The 15,907-nt window shown below is 66.8% G+C and carries 15 protein-coding genes; 8 read left to right on the top strand and 7 right to left on the bottom strand.

Annotation, left to right across the window (positions count from 1 at the left end):
• Positions 1-39: 39 nt before the first annotated feature.
• Positions 40-732 carry a Crp/Fnr family transcriptional regulator gene (locus K3A84_RS11050; RefSeq protein WP_225009385.1) on the bottom strand — a complete coding sequence of 231 codons (693 nt, stop codon included), beginning with the start codon at positions 730-732 and terminating at the stop codon, positions 40-42.
• 94 nt (positions 733-826) lie between these two features.
• Between K3A84_RS11050 and K3A84_RS11045 the strand changes: the two genes are divergently transcribed.
• Together K3A84_RS11045 and rsmD are read left to right on the top strand one after the other, a co-directional pair.
• On the top strand, positions 827-2,113 hold the full coding sequence (locus K3A84_RS11045; protein ID WP_225009384.1) for a pseudouridine synthase: 1,287 nt from the start codon (positions 827-829) through the stop codon (positions 2,111-2,113).
• Positions 2,113-2,661: a 16S rRNA (guanine(966)-N(2))-methyltransferase RsmD gene (gene rsmD, locus K3A84_RS11040; protein WP_225009383.1), complete on the top strand. Its 549-nt coding sequence runs from the start codon at positions 2,113-2,115 to the stop codon at positions 2,659-2,661. The genes K3A84_RS11045 and rsmD overlap by 1 nt, the downstream gene beginning before the upstream one ends.
• On the opposite strand, the gene K3A84_RS11035 is transcribed toward rsmD, so the two are convergent.
• Positions 2,651-3,910 (bottom strand): MFS transporter, encoded by a 1,260-nt coding sequence (locus K3A84_RS11035; RefSeq protein WP_225009382.1) that lies wholly within the window; start codon positions 3,908-3,910, stop codon positions 2,651-2,653. The two genes, rsmD and K3A84_RS11035, sit on opposite strands and share 11 nt — an antisense overlap.
• 117 nt (positions 3,911-4,027) lie before the next feature.
• Positions 4,028-4,699 (bottom strand): hypothetical protein, encoded by a 672-nt coding sequence (locus tag K3A84_RS11030; protein ID WP_225009381.1) that lies wholly within the window; start codon positions 4,697-4,699, stop codon positions 4,028-4,030.
• 295 nt (positions 4,700-4,994) lie between these two features.
• Between K3A84_RS11030 and K3A84_RS11025 the strand changes: the two genes are divergently transcribed.
• Together K3A84_RS11025 and K3A84_RS11020 are read left to right on the top strand one after the other, a co-directional pair.
• Entirely contained in the window at positions 4,995-5,249 is a 255-nt protein-coding gene (locus K3A84_RS11025) for a hypothetical protein (RefSeq protein ID WP_225009380.1), read from the top strand.
• A 50-nt stretch (positions 5,250-5,299) separates the two neighbouring features.
• Complete coding sequence (locus K3A84_RS11020) at positions 5,300-7,603, top strand: ATP-dependent helicase (RefSeq protein WP_225009379.1); 2,304 nt, start codon at positions 5,300-5,302, stop codon at positions 7,601-7,603.
• Between the two features lie 81 nt (positions 7,604-7,684).
• On the opposite strand, the gene K3A84_RS11015 is transcribed toward K3A84_RS11020, so the two are convergent.
• Positions 7,685-8,419, bottom strand: coding sequence for a hypothetical protein (locus K3A84_RS11015; protein ID WP_225009378.1), 735 nt, complete (start codon positions 8,417-8,419; stop codon positions 7,685-7,687).
• Between the two features lie 94 nt (positions 8,420-8,513).
• Between K3A84_RS11015 and K3A84_RS11010 the strand changes: the two genes are divergently transcribed.
• A complete protein-coding gene (locus K3A84_RS11010; protein WP_225009377.1) occupies positions 8,514-9,437 on the top strand; it encodes a hypothetical protein in 924 nt (307 codons plus the stop codon).
• 3 nt (positions 9,438-9,440) lie between these two features.
• Here the strand turns inward: K3A84_RS11010 and K3A84_RS11005 are convergent, their stop codons facing one another.
• Positions 9,441-10,931 (bottom strand): DEAD/DEAH box helicase, encoded by a 1,491-nt coding sequence (locus K3A84_RS11005; RefSeq protein ID WP_225009376.1) that lies wholly within the window; start codon positions 10,929-10,931, stop codon positions 9,441-9,443.
• 142 nt (positions 10,932-11,073) lie between these two features.
• A complete protein-coding gene (locus K3A84_RS11000) occupies positions 11,074-11,634 on the bottom strand; it encodes a hypothetical protein (protein WP_225009375.1) in 561 nt (186 codons plus the stop codon).
• A gap of 153 nt (positions 11,635-11,787) precedes the next feature.
• Between K3A84_RS11000 and K3A84_RS10995 the strand changes: the two genes are divergently transcribed.
• Positions 11,788-13,212, top strand: coding sequence for an FAD-binding oxidoreductase (locus K3A84_RS10995; RefSeq protein ID WP_225009374.1), 1,425 nt, complete (start codon positions 11,788-11,790; stop codon positions 13,210-13,212).
• 128 nt (positions 13,213-13,340) lie between these two features.
• The gene (locus K3A84_RS10990) at positions 13,341-14,123 is read left to right on the top strand and encodes a SapC family protein (protein WP_225009373.1); all 783 of its coding nucleotides are present in this window, start codon (positions 13,341-13,343) and stop codon (positions 14,121-14,123) included.
• 255 nt (positions 14,124-14,378) lie between these two features.
• Here K3A84_RS10990 and K3A84_RS10985 read toward each other — a convergent pair whose 3' ends face one another.
• Positions 14,379-15,290, bottom strand: coding sequence for an N-formylglutamate amidohydrolase (locus K3A84_RS10985; protein WP_225009372.1), 912 nt, complete (start codon positions 15,288-15,290; stop codon positions 14,379-14,381).
• 208 nt (positions 15,291-15,498) lie between these two features.
• Between K3A84_RS10985 and cpdR the strand changes: the two genes are divergently transcribed.
• Complete coding sequence (gene cpdR, locus K3A84_RS10980) at positions 15,499-15,888, top strand: cell cycle two-component system response regulator CpdR (RefSeq protein WP_225009371.1); 390 nt, start codon at positions 15,499-15,501, stop codon at positions 15,886-15,888.
• The last annotated feature ends 19 nt before the right edge of the window (positions 15,889-15,907 follow it).

Here is a 15,907-nt window from a genome sequence, read left to right as displayed (position 1 = left end):
CAGAAGTCGGTATTCGTATACGCTGCGCCATGCGCCGGTTCACCACGCTTCGGCGATCCCCACCAGCGCCTCGCGATCGAGGATCGTCACCTTGCCGCTGCGCACCGCGACAATCCCGCCATCGGCCCAGGCCGAAAGCTGGCGGTTGATCTGTTCGCGCGACATGCCCGCGAAGTTGCCCAGTTCGCCCTGGCTCAAAGCGATCTTGAGCCGCGCCTCACCGCCGCTCGCCTCGCCCCCCATCATCAGCCGCAGCAGGAACCGGGCCAGGCGCGGGCCGGAGGTATAGGCGCGGTCGGCTTCGATCACGGTGTTGTTCTGGCGCAGCCTGCGCGCCATGGCCTTCAGCAGACGCAGCGACAGTCCCTTGTGATGCGCAATGATGTCGGCAAAGGCCGTGCGCGACAGGCACAGCGCATCGACCGGCTCGATCGCGTCGACGCTTGCGGTGCGCTCTCCCCCGTCGAGGAAGGCGATCTCGCCCAGCACCGCGCCAGGCTCCGCATAATCGAGCACGATCTCGCGCCCATTGGCAGCCACCATGCTCACGCGCGCAAGGCCGCCCAGCACGATATAGAGCGTATCGCCGGGATCGCCCTGCGCCATCAGCGTCTGGCCCGGCTTGAACGAGCGGACCTGCGCCCGCGCCACGATATCGGCCAGTTCCTCCGGCTCGCAATCGGCGAACAGGCTCTGCGCGGTCAACATCTCGGCAAGTTTGGTCGCGTTCATGGCCTTCCCCTTGGCTGCCCTGCGAATTAGCGCGGTTTCGGAGCCATTGGCTAGAGGGGTGACGGCAAGGCCTCTCTCGCGTAAGGGGCTTGCAATGTCCCCCACCGAAAAAGAAACAGCGCCGCGCGAAGGCGAGCGCATCGCCAAGCTGCTGGCCCGCGCAGGCGTGGCCTCGCGCCGCGAGGTCGAACGCCTGATCGAGGCGGGTCGCGTCGAACTGGATGGCGTCGCCATCACCACGCCCGCCACCGTGCTCAAGAACCTGCGCGGTGTCACCGTCGACGGCAATCCGGTGGGCCACGCCGCCGCGACGCGCATCTTCATGTTCCACAAGCCTTCGGGCCTGATCACCGCCGAGCGCGATCCCGCCGGGCGCCCGACGATCTACACCGCGCTGCGCAACGCCCTGCCCGAGGGCGCGGGCCGCGTGATGCCGGTGGGCCGTCTCGACCTCAACACCGAAGGCCTGCTGCTGCTGACCAACGATGGCGAGCTGAAGCGCGCGCTGGAACTGCCCGCCAGCGGCATCCCGCGCACCTACCGCGCGCGCACCTTCGGTGACATTTCGCAGGAACAGCTCGAAGCCCTCAGCGAAGGGCTGGAGATCGACGGCATCCGCTATGGCTCGATCAATGCCAACATGGAGCGCCGCACCGGGCGCAACCAGTGGGTCGAAATGACCCTGACCGAAGGCAAGAACCGCGAAGTCCGCCGCGTTCTCGAATACCTCGGCCTCCAGGTCTCGCGCCTGTTGCGCACGTCCTATGGCCCGTTCCACCTCGGCGCGCTCGATCGCGGATCGGTGGAGGAAGTGCCGCAGGTGATCGTCGAACGCTTCATGAAGGCGATGAAGCTGGACAAGCCGGTCATCGGCCGCGCCATCGCGCCCAAGGTGCGCGCCCCAGTCGCACCCGCACCCGTCGAACGCCCGGCCCGCACGCCCGCCTATCCCAAGAAGCAGGCCGTACGCATCCGCGAGGAGCGCGAGAATCTCGACACGCGCAAGCCGCGCGCGCCCCGCGCCGCGCCTGCCGAGGCGAAGCCCGGCCAGACCAAATCAGCCAAGCCCAACCAGCGCACTGGCTGGGGCGCCCGAACTGCCGAACGCAAGGCCAACCAGCGCGATGCCCGCAATGCCGACCCGCGGCGCGACGCCGCAGGGCCGGGCGAAACCAGACCCGGCGCCGGGAGACGCGGCCAGGCGCGACACGCCGACGCCGCGACGGATCGCCCCACCCGGCCCGACCACCGGTCCGACGCACGGACGGATGCCCGCCCTGCCCGTCCCGCCCGACCGACCGGCGACCGCCCCCGCCCCGGCGCTGGCGCTGGCCCCCGCCCCGGCGGCAATCCACCGCGCGGTCCCAGGAGGCCCGGCTGATGCTGCGGATCATCGCTGGCGAGTGGCGCGGCCGCAAGCTTGTCGCGCCTGCGGGCGACGCCACGCGCCCCACCGCCGACCGCACGCGCGAAACGCTGTTCTCGATGCTCACCAGCCGCCTAGGCAGCTTCGAAGGGCTGAAAGTCGCCGACCTGTTCGCAGGCTCGGGCGCGCTCGGTCTCGAAGCGCTGTCGCGCGGGGCCGAACATGCGCTGCTGGTCGAGCAGGATCCCGCCGCGATCCGCGCCATCCGCGCCAACATCGCCGCGCTGCGCTGCGCGCCGCAATGCGACGTGCGCGCCTCGTCGGTGCTGTCGCTCGGCCCGGTCAAGGAGCCGCTCGACCTCGTCATGCTCGATCCGCCCTACAAGACCGGCGCGGGCGCGGTGGCGCTCGACAAGCTGGTGCGCCTCGGCTGGATCGGCGAAGGCACGTGGGTCAGCCTCGAAACCGAAGCGAAGGAAGTGCCACAACTCCGTTCGCTGGAAATCGAAAGCGAACGCGTCGTCGGCAAGGCGCGGCTGACGCTGCTGCGCCTCAGTTCCTGAGCCTGGGCGCGAACACCACGCCCATCAGCGTCAACGCCCCCGCCGCCGTCAGGAACAGCCCGACGTAAGGTGTGCCGCCCTTCTGCGCCAGCAGCGCGGCGGCAAACGGTGCCAGTGCGCCGCCGATGATACCGCCCATGTTGAAGGCAAGGCTGATGCCGGTATAGCGCACCGGCACGGCATAGAGCGTCGGCAGCCAGCCGCCGAGCGGGCCATAGACCAGCCCCATCACAAACAGCGCGCCCGCCAGCGTCACGAACACCAGCGGCAGCGAACCGGAGCCAAGACCGCTCCCGAACACCAGCCCGACAAGCGCGGTCAGCAGCGCCCCCTTGCCCAACACGTTCTTCGCGCTCGTCTTGTCCGCCCAGTACCCGGCCACGAAGATGCCGATCGCCAGGAACGTGTTGGCCGCCAGCTGCACGCCCAGGAACTGCTGCTTGGCATAGCCCAGCTTGGTCGTGGCGAACGACAGCGAGAACGTCGTCGCAAGATAGAAGATCGCAAAGCACGCCACCACGCCGGCGATCCCGGCCACCACCGCGCCGGGATGTTCGCGCATCAGCCGACCGATCGGCACGGCGGGCGGCGCTTCGTGCGCCAGCGCTTCCTTGAACGCTGCCGTCTCCCCGATCTTCAGCCGCACCCACAGCCCCAGCCCGACCAGCAGCGCGCTGGCAAGGAAGGGGATGCGCCAGCCCCAGGCCACGAAATCCGCCTCGCTCAGCGTGTAGCTCAGGATCAGGAACAGTCCGTTGGCGAACAGGAAGCCCAGCGGCGCGCCCAGTTGCGGCGCCGACCCGAAGCGGGCCTCCCAGCCCTTGGGCGCGTTCTCCACCGCCAGCAACGAAGCGCCACCCCATTCGCCGCCAAGCCCGAATCCCTGTCCGAAGCGCAGCAGGCACAACAGCATCGGCGCGATCGGCCCGGCCATGGCATACGTCGGCAGGAACGCGATCAGCAGCGTCGATCCTCCCATCAGCATCAGCGAGGCGACCAGCGTGGACTTGCGCCCGATGCGGTCCCCGAAATGCCCGAACGCAACCGCGCCGACAGGCCGCGCGAAGAAGGCGAGGCCAAAGGTCATGAACGCCAGCAGCGTCTGTGCCGAAGCGCTTTCCGCCGGAAAGAACAGCGGCCCGATCACCAGCGCCGCCGCCGTCGCATAGATGTAGAAGTCGTAGAACTCCACCGCCGTGCCGACAAGGCTGGCGGTCAAGATGCGGGCGTGCTGGCGTATGGGATTCATGCAAGGCGGCATAGCGCCTGCGCCGCAATTGCAACAGGAAAAGGGCGCCGGTTTCCCGACGCCCTTCCCGCTTGCGACCCGAGAGGGGGGAACTCGGGCTGGTTATGGCCTGACCGATCAGACCCCGCCGCGATTGCGGCAGTTGTCCTGCATCTTCTTGGTGCAGACCGGATATTTCTTGTTCAGCGTATCGGCCGGAGGGGCCGGCACGGCATTGCTGGTCGTGGTCGCGGCATAGGCCGCGCCCGGAGCGGCCGAGGCCGCATCGACCACGCCCGGCGCGTTCGGAACCGGCGCGTTGGCATCCGCCGTGGCGTCTGCCATCGGTTTGCCGGTCGACGCGCCGCTAGGCGGCGTGGCCGGTTCGGCAGGCGTGGCGGGCGTGCCCGTACCGGGATTGGGCTGCGCAGGCGTTGCCGCCGTGGCACGGCCGTTTACCTGTGCGATGATCGACGGCCAGACCGACGTGCGCTGCTCGGGCGTCATGGCATAGATCTGCCCGCGCTGCTCATCGGTCAATGCCCACCAGCCCTTCTGCTGGGCCGGATCGAGGCTCCAATAATACTCCTGATACGTCGAAGGCCACGCATCGTACTTGGTGCGCTGGTCCGCGGGCCAGGCATCGTACTGGCCCTTCTGATCGGCGCTCAGCGCGAAGGTGCCGCTGGCGGTCGCCGTCGCCGTGGCGGCGGGAGCGGCAGTGGGGGCGGCGGTTGTCTGGGCGCTGATCGCCCCCGGAACACCCACAACGGCCAGCGCAGCCGCGCTCAAAAGCAGAAACTTACGCATCGGATGGTCTCCTGTTTGTCCTTGCGACCCGAAGATTTGGAGACCCTACGCGCCCGCCATCAGATGCGTTCCACGCCCCGCGATGAAGCGAGAGACCACGGAGATGAATAGACTCATCGTCGGTAAATACAGACCCATTAATCCCACATTCATTTTCCAAATTGCGTCTAACAACTTCAAAATTCGTCAGCGATAGTAACATTTTCATGAACGCCTCGGTTCCAGCAGCCGCTGCTTTACCGCTTTTCAACCCTGCATCCGTATGATCACGGACGCGACCGAGGGAGCGGGACCAATGCCGAATATCGCCAAGTATCTCTTCGGAGGCTGTTTCTTCGTGTGGGTACTGGGCATGGCCTCGTGCAGCATGCTGGGCTTGGGCGCCTCGATCGCGGTCGACCAGTTCGCCAAGTCCGACACGGCCAAGCGGATCGTGAAGAAGAGCAAGGAACTGGAGCTCAAGGAGCACAACGAGCGCGCCAACCGCGAAGCCTCGTACCACCGCCGCGACGACTATGAAGCCGACTACTATGACAACTACCGGAACTGACCGGAAAACCCGCACTTGAACTGGCGGAAAGCGTTCCCTAATCGTTCCGGGTGAACGCGCCCGAATCTTCCTCCGCCCCCAACCTTCCTGGTCAAGCCGCCTGGCTCGATGGCCTGAACCCGCCCCAGCGCGAAGCCGTGCTGACCACAGAAGGCCCCGTCCTGATGCTGGCGGGCGCGGGCACGGGCAAGACCGCCGCGCTCACCGCGCGCCTCGCCAACCTGCTGCGTCAGCGGCTGGCATGGCCGAGCGAAATCCTCTGCGTCACCTTCACCAACAAGGCCGCGCGCGAAATGCGCGAACGCGTCGGCCAGTTGATCGGCCCCTCGGTCGAAGGGATGCCCTGGCTCGGCACGTTCCACTCGGTCGCCGCCAAGATGCTGCGTCGCCATGCCGAATTGGTCGGGCTGCAATCGAACTTCACCATCATCGACACCGACGACCAGTTGCGGCTGCTCAAGCAGCTGATCGTGGCCGAAGGGCTGGATGAAAAGCGCTGGCCTGCCAAGCAGCTGGCCGGGCTGATCGACAAGTGGAAAAACCGCGGCCTCAACCCCGGCGACCTCGATGCGGGCGACAACGAGGCCTACGCCAACGGGCGTGGCCAGCGCTTCTACGCGCTCTACCAGAACCGCCTGAAGGACGTGAACGCCTGCGATTTCGGCGACCTGCTGCTGCACATGCTCAACATCTTCAAGCGCGAGCGCGACATCCTCGCGATGTACCAGCAGCGCTTCAAGTACGTGATGGTGGACGAATACCAGGACACCAACGCGGTCCAGTACCTGTGGCTGCGGCTGCTGGCGCAGACCCGCAAGAACATCTGCGTGGTGGGCGACGACGACCAGTCGATCTATTCCTGGCGCGGTGCGGAGGTCGCCAACATCCTGCGCTTCGAAAAGGATTTTCCCGGCGCGAAGGTCATCAAGCTCGAACAGAACTACCGCTCCACCCCGCACATCCTGGGCGCCGCTTCGGGCCTGATTGCCGAAAACGCCGAGCGGCTGGGCAAGACGCTGTGGACGACCCGCAACGGCGGCGACAAGGTGCGCGTCATCGGCGTGTGGGACGGGCCCGAGGAAGCGCGCCGCATCGGCGACGAGATCGAGCGGCTGGAGCGCGAGGGCTGTTCGCTCAACGCCGTCGCCATCCTCGTGCGCGCGCAGTTCCAGACGCGCGAGATCGAGGACCGCTTCATCCAGATCGGCATGGCCTACCGCATCGTCGGCGGCTTCCGCTTCTATGAACGCGCCGAAATCCGCGATGCGCTGGCTTACCTGCGCGTTGTCGTCAGCCCTTCAGACGACCTCGCGTTCGAACGCATCTACAACACTCCCAAGCGCGGCCTTGGCGACAAGACGCTGGAAAAGATCCACCGCTTCGCCCGCGCGCAAGGGGTGCCGCTGCTGCGCGCCGCGCTCGATATCTGCGATACCGACGAACTGCCCACACGCGCGCGCAACACGCTGCTGGCGCTGGTCCGCGATTTCGCCCGCTGGCGCGATGCCGCAGGCACCTTGGTTCCAGCCGAACTCGCCCGAACGATCCTCGACGAAAGCGGCTACACTGCTGCGCTTCAGGCCGAAAAGAGTGCCGAGGCCAATGGCCGCCTCGAAAACCTCTCCGAACTCGCCCGCGCGATGGAGGAATACGAAACGCTGGGTGACTTCCTCGAACACGTCAGCCTCGTCATGGACAACGAGCGCAACGAGAGCGAGGAGAAGGTCACGGTCATGACCATCCACGCCGCTAAGGGGCTGGAATTCGACCAGGTGTTCCTGCCCGGCTGGGAAGAAGGCGTGTTCCCCAGCCAGCGCGCACTGGACGAAGGCGGGCTGGCGTCGCTCGAAGAGGAACGCCGCCTCGCCTATGTCGCGATCACTCGCGCCAGGAAGCGCTGCACCATCCTCCACGCCGCCAACCGCCGCATCTACGGCCAGTGGACCAGCTCGATTCCCAGCCGCTTCACCAGCGAACTGCCCGCCGTCCACATCGAGGAGGAGACCACCCTGTCGGGCGGCGCTTCGCTGTGGCGCGCGCAGTGGTCGGAACATTCCGACCCCTTCGCCGACGTCGCCCGCAACCAGCCTTCGCGCATCGTCACGCGCGGCCCCGGCTGGCAACGCGCCGCCGCGCAGAGCTATGACGCGACGCCGAAGCGCATCGTCGAATCCAGCCGCAGCGCCGCCAGCTTCGCGGCGAAACCCCGCGCCGACATCGGCCTTGGCACGCGCGTGTTCCACGACAAGTTCGGCTATGGCACCGTCGCTGCGCAGGAAGGCAACAAGCTGGAAATCGACTTCGAGACGGCGGGCCGCAAGCGCGTGATCGACAGCTTCGTCAAGCCCGCCTGAGGCGCTTTAACGTCCCCTTGGGGTGGTCTAGGTGTCGTTCGGGACGCTTTAGGTGTCGTTCAGGTTCCGCTCAAGGCAGGTTCAGCGTTTTGGCCCCTGTGCATCAAACCAGACCGTGCCATTCGCCACCATGGCCATGCCGTTGCGTACGAACATCTCGTGGGGGATCGACTGACGGAGTTCCGCAATAGCTGCCGGGGTGAAGATCGATTTCCAGTGCGCCGCTAGTTCCTTGCGGTTGTGCAGCATCTGACGATGCGGGCGGTTTATCAGCAAGGGCCAAGATGTCGCCTTAGCCGCCAATGCGACATTGCCCGTGGTCACACCCTTCAGGAATGCACGTGCACGCGCTTCGAACGCGGCATCGTTCTCTTCAGTAACGTCACCATACCAGCGAGCAGGGCTCGGACCGGACCTTCCAGTAACGAAGCCGAACCGCACCGGCAGCGCCTTGCCCGCGCCGGTCCAGTCGCCCGCAAGGCCGGTCGACGTGGCGAAGGTCAAGGGCCGGGGCTCGTGCGCATCCGCGTTGGTCAGCGCCAGCACCATGCGCGCCCCGCCCGGCTCTTCGAGCGTCAGCTTGTCCCCCGCCTGCGCCACGACCAGCGGAATGTCCTTGCCTGTGCTTGCGTAATAGTAATGCGCGGCAAGGACTTGCGTGTGATCCTTGATCGTCAGGTTGAGCCCCGCGCGATAGGCGCCGACCGATCCCTCGGCCACGAAGGTTTCCAGTCCGGCCTCGTCCTGCGCGCGCGCTGCAGGCGACGTGACGGCCAACGCGGCCCCGGCGAGCGATGCGAAAATGCGTGTCCTCATCGCTTCAGCTAAGCAGAACCCGCGCGCGTTGGGAACGCTTCCCTTCCGCCTCCTGCGCGCCTAGCCTTTCCGCAAAGACAGACTGGAGAGGCCGATGACTGCCCCGTTCGACACCCCGATATCGCGTGAGGGCGCAACGCTGACTGGCCCTTGGCGCAACCCGCGCCAGATGCTGGCCGAGCAGCACTATGATGGCCACGCCTCGATCCACGATGATGCCACCGCGCAGAAGCTGGGGTTCAAGGGCGGCACGATCGAAGGGCCGACCCACTTCACCCAGTTCGAACCGCTGGGCTTCGCGTTGTGGGGTGAACGCTGGTTCCGCGAAGGCTGCCTTTCGGTCCACTACCGCGCCCCGGTGTTCGAAGGAGAGGAAGTGCGCGCGATCGTCACCGCCGATTCCGACGAGGCCGGTCGCGCCAGTGCGCGCATGGAGCGGCTCGACGGAACCGAAATTCTCGCAGGCTCGATAGAGGTCGGCACAGGCCACGGGCCCACGGCGCTCGAAGCGCGTCTCGCCAGCCTCGCACCGCTCGCCGACCCGGTGGTCTTGCGCGATGTCCACGTCGGGCTGACCAGCGCCCGCATCCCGGTGCGGATGGGCCCGGACGACCACATGGGCCACTACTACCCCTTCACGCTCGCACAGAAGCGCCAGCGCATGACCGAGCCTTCAGACCGCTTCGCCACTGCGATCCCGTTCGAGATGATCAGCGTGCTGATCCAGCACAAGGCGGGCGAGGACCGCTTTCCGGTGCGCGGCCCCCACGTGGGCCTGTTCGCCGATCAGGAGATCCGCCTGATCGACGGCCCGCTGCTGGTCGGCGCCGATTACGAAGTCGAGCGAGAGATCGTCGGCCTGTCGGGCAGCAAGCGCACCGAATCGATGTGGGTGAAGAGCCGCGTCTATCGCCCGGGCGAAGCGACGCCCGTGGCCGAGATGCTGCTCAACTCGGCGATCATGAAGGAAAGCTACGCGCCCTACGCCGCAGAGCACGCTACGCTCTACGGCAGCTAGGGATCAATCGTTCAGCGCGGAAACGTGTAGGAAGCCGGGAATCGGGCCGTTCCATTCGCCGGGACGGCTCGGCGGCTCATTGCCCTGGCGGCGATCCTCGCGCCAATCATCGCGACGTTCCGCACGCGGCGCGCGTTCTTCACGGGCCGGACGCTCTTCGCGCGCCGGACGTGCTTCACGGACAGGACGCTCTTCACGTACGGGACGCTCTTCGCGGGGCTCTTCACGGCGCGGCTCTTCGCGCGGTGCTTCCTCGCGACGCGGCTCTTCCTTGCGGCGGCCACGCGGCTTGCGCTCCTCGCGCGGCTCGTCCGCAACCACGTCGGCCACCGCCTCGGCGCGCCGCTTCTGGCCACGCGCCGGGCGCTCCTCGGCGGTCAGGTCCACCTTCATCTCGGGGATCTTGCCGCCGGTCAGCTTCTCGACGTTGGCAATCGCTTCGGCATCTTCGCTGCCCACCAGCGTGAAGGCGCGGCCCGTCGCGCCGCCACGGCCGGTGCGGCCGATGCGGTGGACGTAGTCGTCCGGGTGCCAGGGCGTGTCGAAGTTGAAGACGTGGCTCACGCCCTTCACGTCCAGCCCGCGCGCGGCGACATCGGAAGCGCACAGGATGCTGATCACCCCGTCCTTGAACTTCTGCAGCTCGGCGTTGCGGGCGGACTGGTCCATGTCGCCATGGATTTCACCGGCCGAGAAGCCGTGGCTCTGCAGGCTCTTGGCCAGTTCGCGCACCGTCGTCTTGCGGTTGGCGAAGACGATCGCGGTGGTCACGTTGTCGGTGCGCAGCAGGTGGCGCAGCATCTCGCGCTTGCCACGGCTGGACACCGGCACCTTGAACTGCGCGATGCTGGTGTTGTTGGAAGCGGGCCGGGCAACCTCTATGTACTTGGGATTGCTCAGGAACTTATCCGCCAGCTTCTTGATCGGCGGCGGCATCGTCGCCGAAAACAGCAGCGTCTGGCGCTGCGCGGGCAGCTTAGAACAGATCGTTTCGATGTCGGGGATGAAGCCCATGTCGAGCATGCGGTCGGCTTCGTCGATCACCAGCAGGTCGCAACCCGTGAGCAGGATCTTGCCGCGTTCGAACAGGTCCATCAGTCGGCCCGGCGTGGCGATCAGCACGTCGACGCCGTCGTGCAGCGCCTTGACCTGGTCGCCCATCTGCACGCCGCCGATCAGCAGCGCCATCTTCAGGTCGTGGTTCTTGCCGTACTTCTCGAAGTTCTCGGCCACCTGCGCCGCGAGTTCGCGGGTCGGTTCGAGAATCAGCGAGCGCGGCATCAGCGCGCGGCGGCGGCCATGCGCGAGGATGTCGATCATCGGCAGCACGAACCCGGCGGTCTTGCCGGTGCCGGTCTGGGCGATCCCGATCAGGTCCTTCATCATCAGGACCGCAGGGATAGCCTGCGCCTGGATCGGAGTCGGAGTGTCGTAGCCGGCGTCGAGAACCGACTTCAGCAATTCATCGGAGAGGCCGAGGTCGGCGAATTTCATGCAGCGTGGGTTTCCGATAATCAGGCGTCGCAAACGGATTGCGCGCGCACCGGACATTTTATCAGCCCGGCGTCCGGCTCGCCGCTATGCCGAATGGGCGTCCAAGTCAAGGAAAGCGCGCTCCGGTCGCCCCGTTCCGGCGCTATTCTCCGGGCACGAGTTCGCGCAGGCGGCTCAAGCCGCAGGTGGAACCCGAACGGGAATGGATCGAATCGCGCCCGGCGCAGAGCATGCCGTCCTGCGTCTGGCGAATGTAGAAGCCCATGTAGAAATCCTGTGGGCTGCACTGCTTGTCCAGATTCGCGCCGACGATCCGGCGATCGCGCATGAACAGCATCAGGCGGCTATCGGCGGTCGGCTGCACGCCCGCGATGCCCAGCACCGGCAGGCAATTGGCCATCTTGCGCTCGCGAAAGCGGATAGCGTTCATCGGCGGGGGCTGGACGATCTCACGCCCTACGCTGCGCGGCGGGGTGATGCGGATGACCAGCCGCTGTTCGATGCGCACCTGGTTCCAGTCGTCGCCCGACATCGCATCGAGCAGATCGGGCATCAGCCCGCCTTCGACCGCCTGCGGCAACAGCGGCGGGCCGCCGGCCTCGACCGCAGCGGCCCACGAATCGTGCGAAACGCCCGCGCCGACCGGCGCGAAAGCGGGGAGGGTCGCGGCGACCGCGGTCAGGAAGTGGGCCAGGCTCAGCATCACGCGCTATGTCGGCTCGATCGATCCCTCGTGCGACCCGGCGAGCCGCATTCATGTCCTTCCCCGATAGCCGGGCTGGTTGAACGCCCGCTTAACCCAGCCCGAAGCAAAAATGAATTGCCCGCTTTGCGCGACGGGCATAGCCGATGCGCCATGTTGCAGAACCGCACCGCCTTCCTCGCCGCCGCCGCCGAACTGCTCGGGCCGAAGGGCCTGACCACCGATGCACAAGCCATGGCGCCATGGCTGACCGACTGGCGCGGCCGCTTCACCGGGCGGGCGCTGGCGATGGCCTCGCCCGCCAGCACAGCCGAGGTCGCCGCGCTGGTGCGCCTGTGCGCCGAACACCACGTGCCGATCGTGCCGCAGGGCGGCAACAGCGGGATGTCGGGAGGCGCTACGCCAGACGAATCGGGCGAAGCGCTGCTGCTCAGCCTGCGCCGGATGAACGCGATCGTGCGCATCGATACCGAAGGCCGCACCGCCACCTGCGAGGCCGGCGTGATCCTGCAAGTGCTGCACGAGGCCGCAGCGGCCCAAGGCCTGCGCTTCCCGCTTTCTCTGGGCGGCAAGGGCTCGGCCACCATCGGCGGACTGATCTCCACCAACGCTGGCGGCACGCAAGTGCTGCGCCACGGCTCGATGCGCGCGCTTGTTCAGGGTCTGGAGGGCGTGCTGGCCGATGCGCAAGTGTTTCATCAACTAACTCCGCTCAAGAAGGACAACCGGGGCTTCGACCTCAAGCAGTTGCTGATCGGTTCGGAAGGCACGCTCGGCATCGTTACCGCCGCCACGCTCAAGCTCGAACCCGCCGTCGCCGCGCGATCGGTGCTGTGGGCCGGCGTCGCCTCGCTCCATGCCGCCCGCGCGCTGCTGCTCCACTGCCAGCGCCGCGCGCCCGATGCGCTGGAAGGTTTCGAGGTGATGCCGCTCCGCGCGATCGAGGCGACGCGGGACTACCTGCCCAGCATCCGCGTGCCGATCGAGGGCGAGCATCCCTGGCACGTGCTGATCGAACTGGTCGCCGACGCCGATGCCGCCGAGCGCCTGCCGGACCGGGCACAATCGCTGCTGGAAAGCGCCTTCGAACAAGGCCTTGTTGCCGACGCTGCAATCGCCGCCAGCGAAGCGCAGGCCGAAAAGTTCTGGCAGATTCGCGAGACCATCCCTTCCGCCGAACGCGCGCGCGGCCCCGCCGTGCAGCACGACATCTCGGTCGCAGTCGAGGCCATGCCCGATTTCGTCGAACGGGCGGTGCCGCTGATCGAGGCGGAATGGCCCGGGACGCACGCGGTCGGCTTCGGCCACCTCGGCGATGGCAACATCCACTTCCACGTGATCGCGCCCGATGGCGTGGACGCTGCAACCTGGCAACAGGGCGATGGCAAGGCGATCAGCCGCCGCGTCCACGACCTCGTCACGCAGGCAGGCGGGTCGATTTCGGCCGAACACGGCATCGGCCAGCTCAAGCGCGACGAACTGGCGCGGCTGGGCGATCGGGTGGCGCTGGGCATGCTACGCGCCGTCAAACGCGCACTCGACCCCGATGGGCTGCTCAATCCGGGCAAGCTCATTTAACTGTCGCAAGTATGACAGGCGTGTTGCAGGCGACCTTGCCACCCTTTTCGCGACTCCGTAAAGCCACCGTTCCCGTGGCAGGCGCGACACGCGCGCGCTGACGCGACCAGTTTTTTCGGAGAGTGACGATGGCCAGCGCGCCGCAAGCCAACCTGCCCCTGTTCTACAACGACCTGATGCCGCTCAACACCCGCGACCACGCGGGCTGGCACGCGCGCGGCACGGGCAAGGCCCCCTGGCTCTCGACCCAGCACGCCATCCCGCTGACCGCCGAGGAATTTCCGCAGGCGGCCCGCCACTACCCGATCGTGTTCGCTTCGGGCGACAACCCCGTGCCGCTGGCGCTGATGGGCCTCAACGAAGGCGTCAACGTCTTCGTCGACGGCGAAGGCAATGTCTCGCCGACCGTGTATCTGCCCGCCTATGCGCGCCGTTATCCGTTCATGCTGGCCAAGCTGAACCCGCAGAGCGAGGAACTGTCGCTGTGCTTCGACCCCACCAGCGGTCTCGTCGGTGAGTTCGAGGAAGGCGGCCCGCTGTTCGACGGCGCCGAGCCGACCGACACCACCAAGGGCATCCTGCAGTTCTGCGAGCAGTTCGAACAGGCCGGCCAGCGCACGCAGGCGTTCATCGACGAGATCAAGAAGCACAACCTGCTGATGGAAGGCGAAGCCGCCATCCAGCAGCCGGGCGTGGAACAGCCCTACATCTACCGCGGCTTCCAGATGATCGACCAGGAAAAGCTGCGCGACGTGCGTGGCGACGTCCTGCGCGGCTGGGCGCAGAGCGGCCTGCTGCCCCTGCTCTATGCGCACATCTTCTCGCTCGAGCTGATGAGCACGATCTTCGGGCTCCAGGCCGAACAGGGCAAGGGCCCGCAGGTCGCGCTGGCCCCGGTTCCGGCCGCCTGATCCGGCTGTCCCGGCGCGCATCTCCGCGTCGGGACAGTGCCCCCTCGAGGGGCCGGCCATGCTGGCCGAAAGGGCAGGTTGAGGAAATTTCATCTGAAAGCTCTTGCGCCTGCCCACCCCCTCCCCTATCTTTCGTGTGTTGCGTCGGCGCTCCCCTCATGGCCCGGCGTGACTGGTGCACTTCGTGCACCTCCTCCCTGAACCTTGGCCACCTGGAGCTTGCTCCAGGTGGTTTTTTCTTGGGATCGCGGCCAGTTATTCCGCCGCAGCGCGCCAGCGCTGGCGATCGCGCCCCATGTCGGCCACCTCGTCGGCTACCCGCCGAACCAGTTCGGTCACAAGATCGACAACACCGTCGAAACCGGGCCCTCGTTCGGCCAGCCGCGAATCGAGGTAGCATGCGCGGTCGATCTCGAGCTGAAGGCAATGCACGCCCTCGCGCCTGCGCGCGTGGCGTTCGAGCACATAGCCGCCCGCGTAGGGCCTATTGTGCGCGGCGCGCTGCCCGCCTTGTGCGAACAGTGAGAAGACCGTCGACACGAGCGTCCCTTCGCAAGCCGCGCCGAAACGATCGCCCACCACGTACTGCGGCGCCGGTTCGCCGTGGCTGCGCGCCACCAGCGGCGGCATCGAATGCAGGTCGATCAGTAGCACCGCGCCCCAGCGCTCACGCAGATCAGCGAGCGTTCGGCCCAAAGCCTCGTGATAGGGCTGGTGGACGAGGGCGATCCGCTCGTCCAGCTCATGCCGCTCGATCCGCCGCTTCCACAGCTCGCCGAGCCCCGGCAGGCGGCGTGGCACCAGCCCAAGTCCGCTGCGCGCGCGGCGCAAGCTACCGCCGGTTGGCGTCGAGGAGGCATCGGGCGGCGGAGCGCCGCCGATCATTTCCCAATCGACATCGTCACTGGCGCGGTTGAGATCGATCATCGCGCGCGGCGCATGCGCCACCAGAAGCGCCGCGCCGGTACGCCGCGCGGCTTCCGTCGCGACGAGATCGACCAGCCGATCTTCCAGTCGCGGGGCGGCAAAAGCAGCATGGCGCATCCGCTCGATCAGGGCGCCGGGATAGGCGCGCCCGGCATGGGGCACGGCGAGAACCACCGGAATCGGCGAAGGATCGCACCGGGTCAGGGTAAAGGCCGGGATTCCGGCGGAACCCGGAACCATCCCACCGGCAATGCTAATCGAATCAGCCCTGAGCGCCCCACTTTCGTGCATGGCCACAAGCTGCATGGCTTTGCACGGCGTGTCAAAAGTCCGTCGCGTTCCGCCTGCGGCGAACGGAGCCGAATTGGCCGCAGATTCTTAACTTCGACGGGTGTATGCCGCGCGTCCGGGCGGCTAAGCTCGCCAACACGATGCATGAAGGTTGATCATGATCCGGATTCTGCTGGCCGAAGACGAAGAAGCGATGCGCACCTACCTCGCCCGCGCGCTCGAAAACGCCGGGTACGAAGTGGTGTCGGTGGATCGCGGCACGGCTGCGGTCCCACTTCTCGAAGCGCAGCACTTCGACCTGTTGCTGTCGGACATCGTCATGCCCGAGATGGACGGCATCGAACTCGCCCAACGCTGCGCCGAAATCAGCCCGCGCACCAAAGTCATGTTCATCACAGGCTTTGCCGCCGTCACGCTCAAGGCCAACCGTGAAGCCCCGCAAGCGCGCGTGCTGTCCAAGCCCTTCCACTTGCGCGACCTCGTGCTCGAAGTGGAGCGCGTCTTTGCCGATAGTCCGCTCGCCGGAAATGGTCGCCCGCCGATGTGAAGGACCGGATTTGGAAGGC

The sequence above is a fragment of the Novosphingobium percolationis genome (assembly GCF_020179425.1).
In the GTDB taxonomy this organism is placed as follows: Bacteria; Pseudomonadota; Alphaproteobacteria; order Sphingomonadales; family Sphingomonadaceae; genus Novosphingobium; species Novosphingobium percolationis.
Note: the sequence above shows the minus strand (reverse complement) of the source record. Positions and strands in the feature narration are given on the sequence as shown.

Excerpts from the sequence above, each read along its gene's own strand:
- K3A84_RS11050 (WP_225009385.1), bottom strand. The coding sequence starts at position 732 with ATGAACGCGACCAAACTTGCCGAGATGTTGACCGCGCAGAGCCTGTTC.
- K3A84_RS11045 (WP_225009384.1), top strand. The coding sequence starts at position 827 with ATGTCCCCCACCGAAAAAGAAACAGCGCCGCGCGAAGGCGAGCGCATC.
- rsmD (WP_225009383.1), top strand. The coding sequence starts at position 2,113 with ATGCTGCGGATCATCGCTGGCGAGTGGCGCGGCCGCAAGCTTGTCGCG.
- K3A84_RS11035 (WP_225009382.1), bottom strand. The coding sequence starts at position 3,910 with ATGAATCCCATACGCCAGCACGCCCGCATCTTGACCGCCAGCCTTGTC.
- K3A84_RS11030 (WP_225009381.1), bottom strand. The coding sequence starts at position 4,699 with ATGCGTAAGTTTCTGCTTTTGAGCGCGGCTGCGCTGGCCGTTGTGGGT.
- K3A84_RS11025 (WP_225009380.1), top strand. The coding sequence starts at position 4,995 with ATGCCGAATATCGCCAAGTATCTCTTCGGAGGCTGTTTCTTCGTGTGG.
- K3A84_RS11015 (WP_225009378.1), bottom strand. The coding sequence starts at position 8,419 with ATGAGGACACGCATTTTCGCATCGCTCGCCGGGGCCGCGTTGGCCGTC.
- K3A84_RS11010 (WP_225009377.1), top strand. The coding sequence starts at position 8,514 with ATGACTGCCCCGTTCGACACCCCGATATCGCGTGAGGGCGCAACGCTG.
- K3A84_RS11005 (WP_225009376.1), bottom strand. The coding sequence starts at position 10,931 with ATGAAATTCGCCGACCTCGGCCTCTCCGATGAATTGCTGAAGTCGGTT.
- K3A84_RS11000 (WP_225009375.1), bottom strand. The coding sequence starts at position 11,634 with ATGCTGAGCCTGGCCCACTTCCTGACCGCGGTCGCCGCGACCCTCCCC.
- K3A84_RS10995 (WP_225009374.1), top strand. The coding sequence starts at position 11,788 with ATGTTGCAGAACCGCACCGCCTTCCTCGCCGCCGCCGCCGAACTGCTC.
- K3A84_RS10990 (WP_225009373.1), top strand. The coding sequence starts at position 13,341 with ATGGCCAGCGCGCCGCAAGCCAACCTGCCCCTGTTCTACAACGACCTG.
- K3A84_RS10985 (WP_225009372.1), bottom strand. The coding sequence starts at position 15,290 with ATGGTTCCGGGTTCCGCCGGAATCCCGGCCTTTACCCTGACCCGGTGC.
- cpdR (WP_225009371.1), top strand. The coding sequence starts at position 15,499 with ATGATCCGGATTCTGCTGGCCGAAGACGAAGAAGCGATGCGCACCTAC.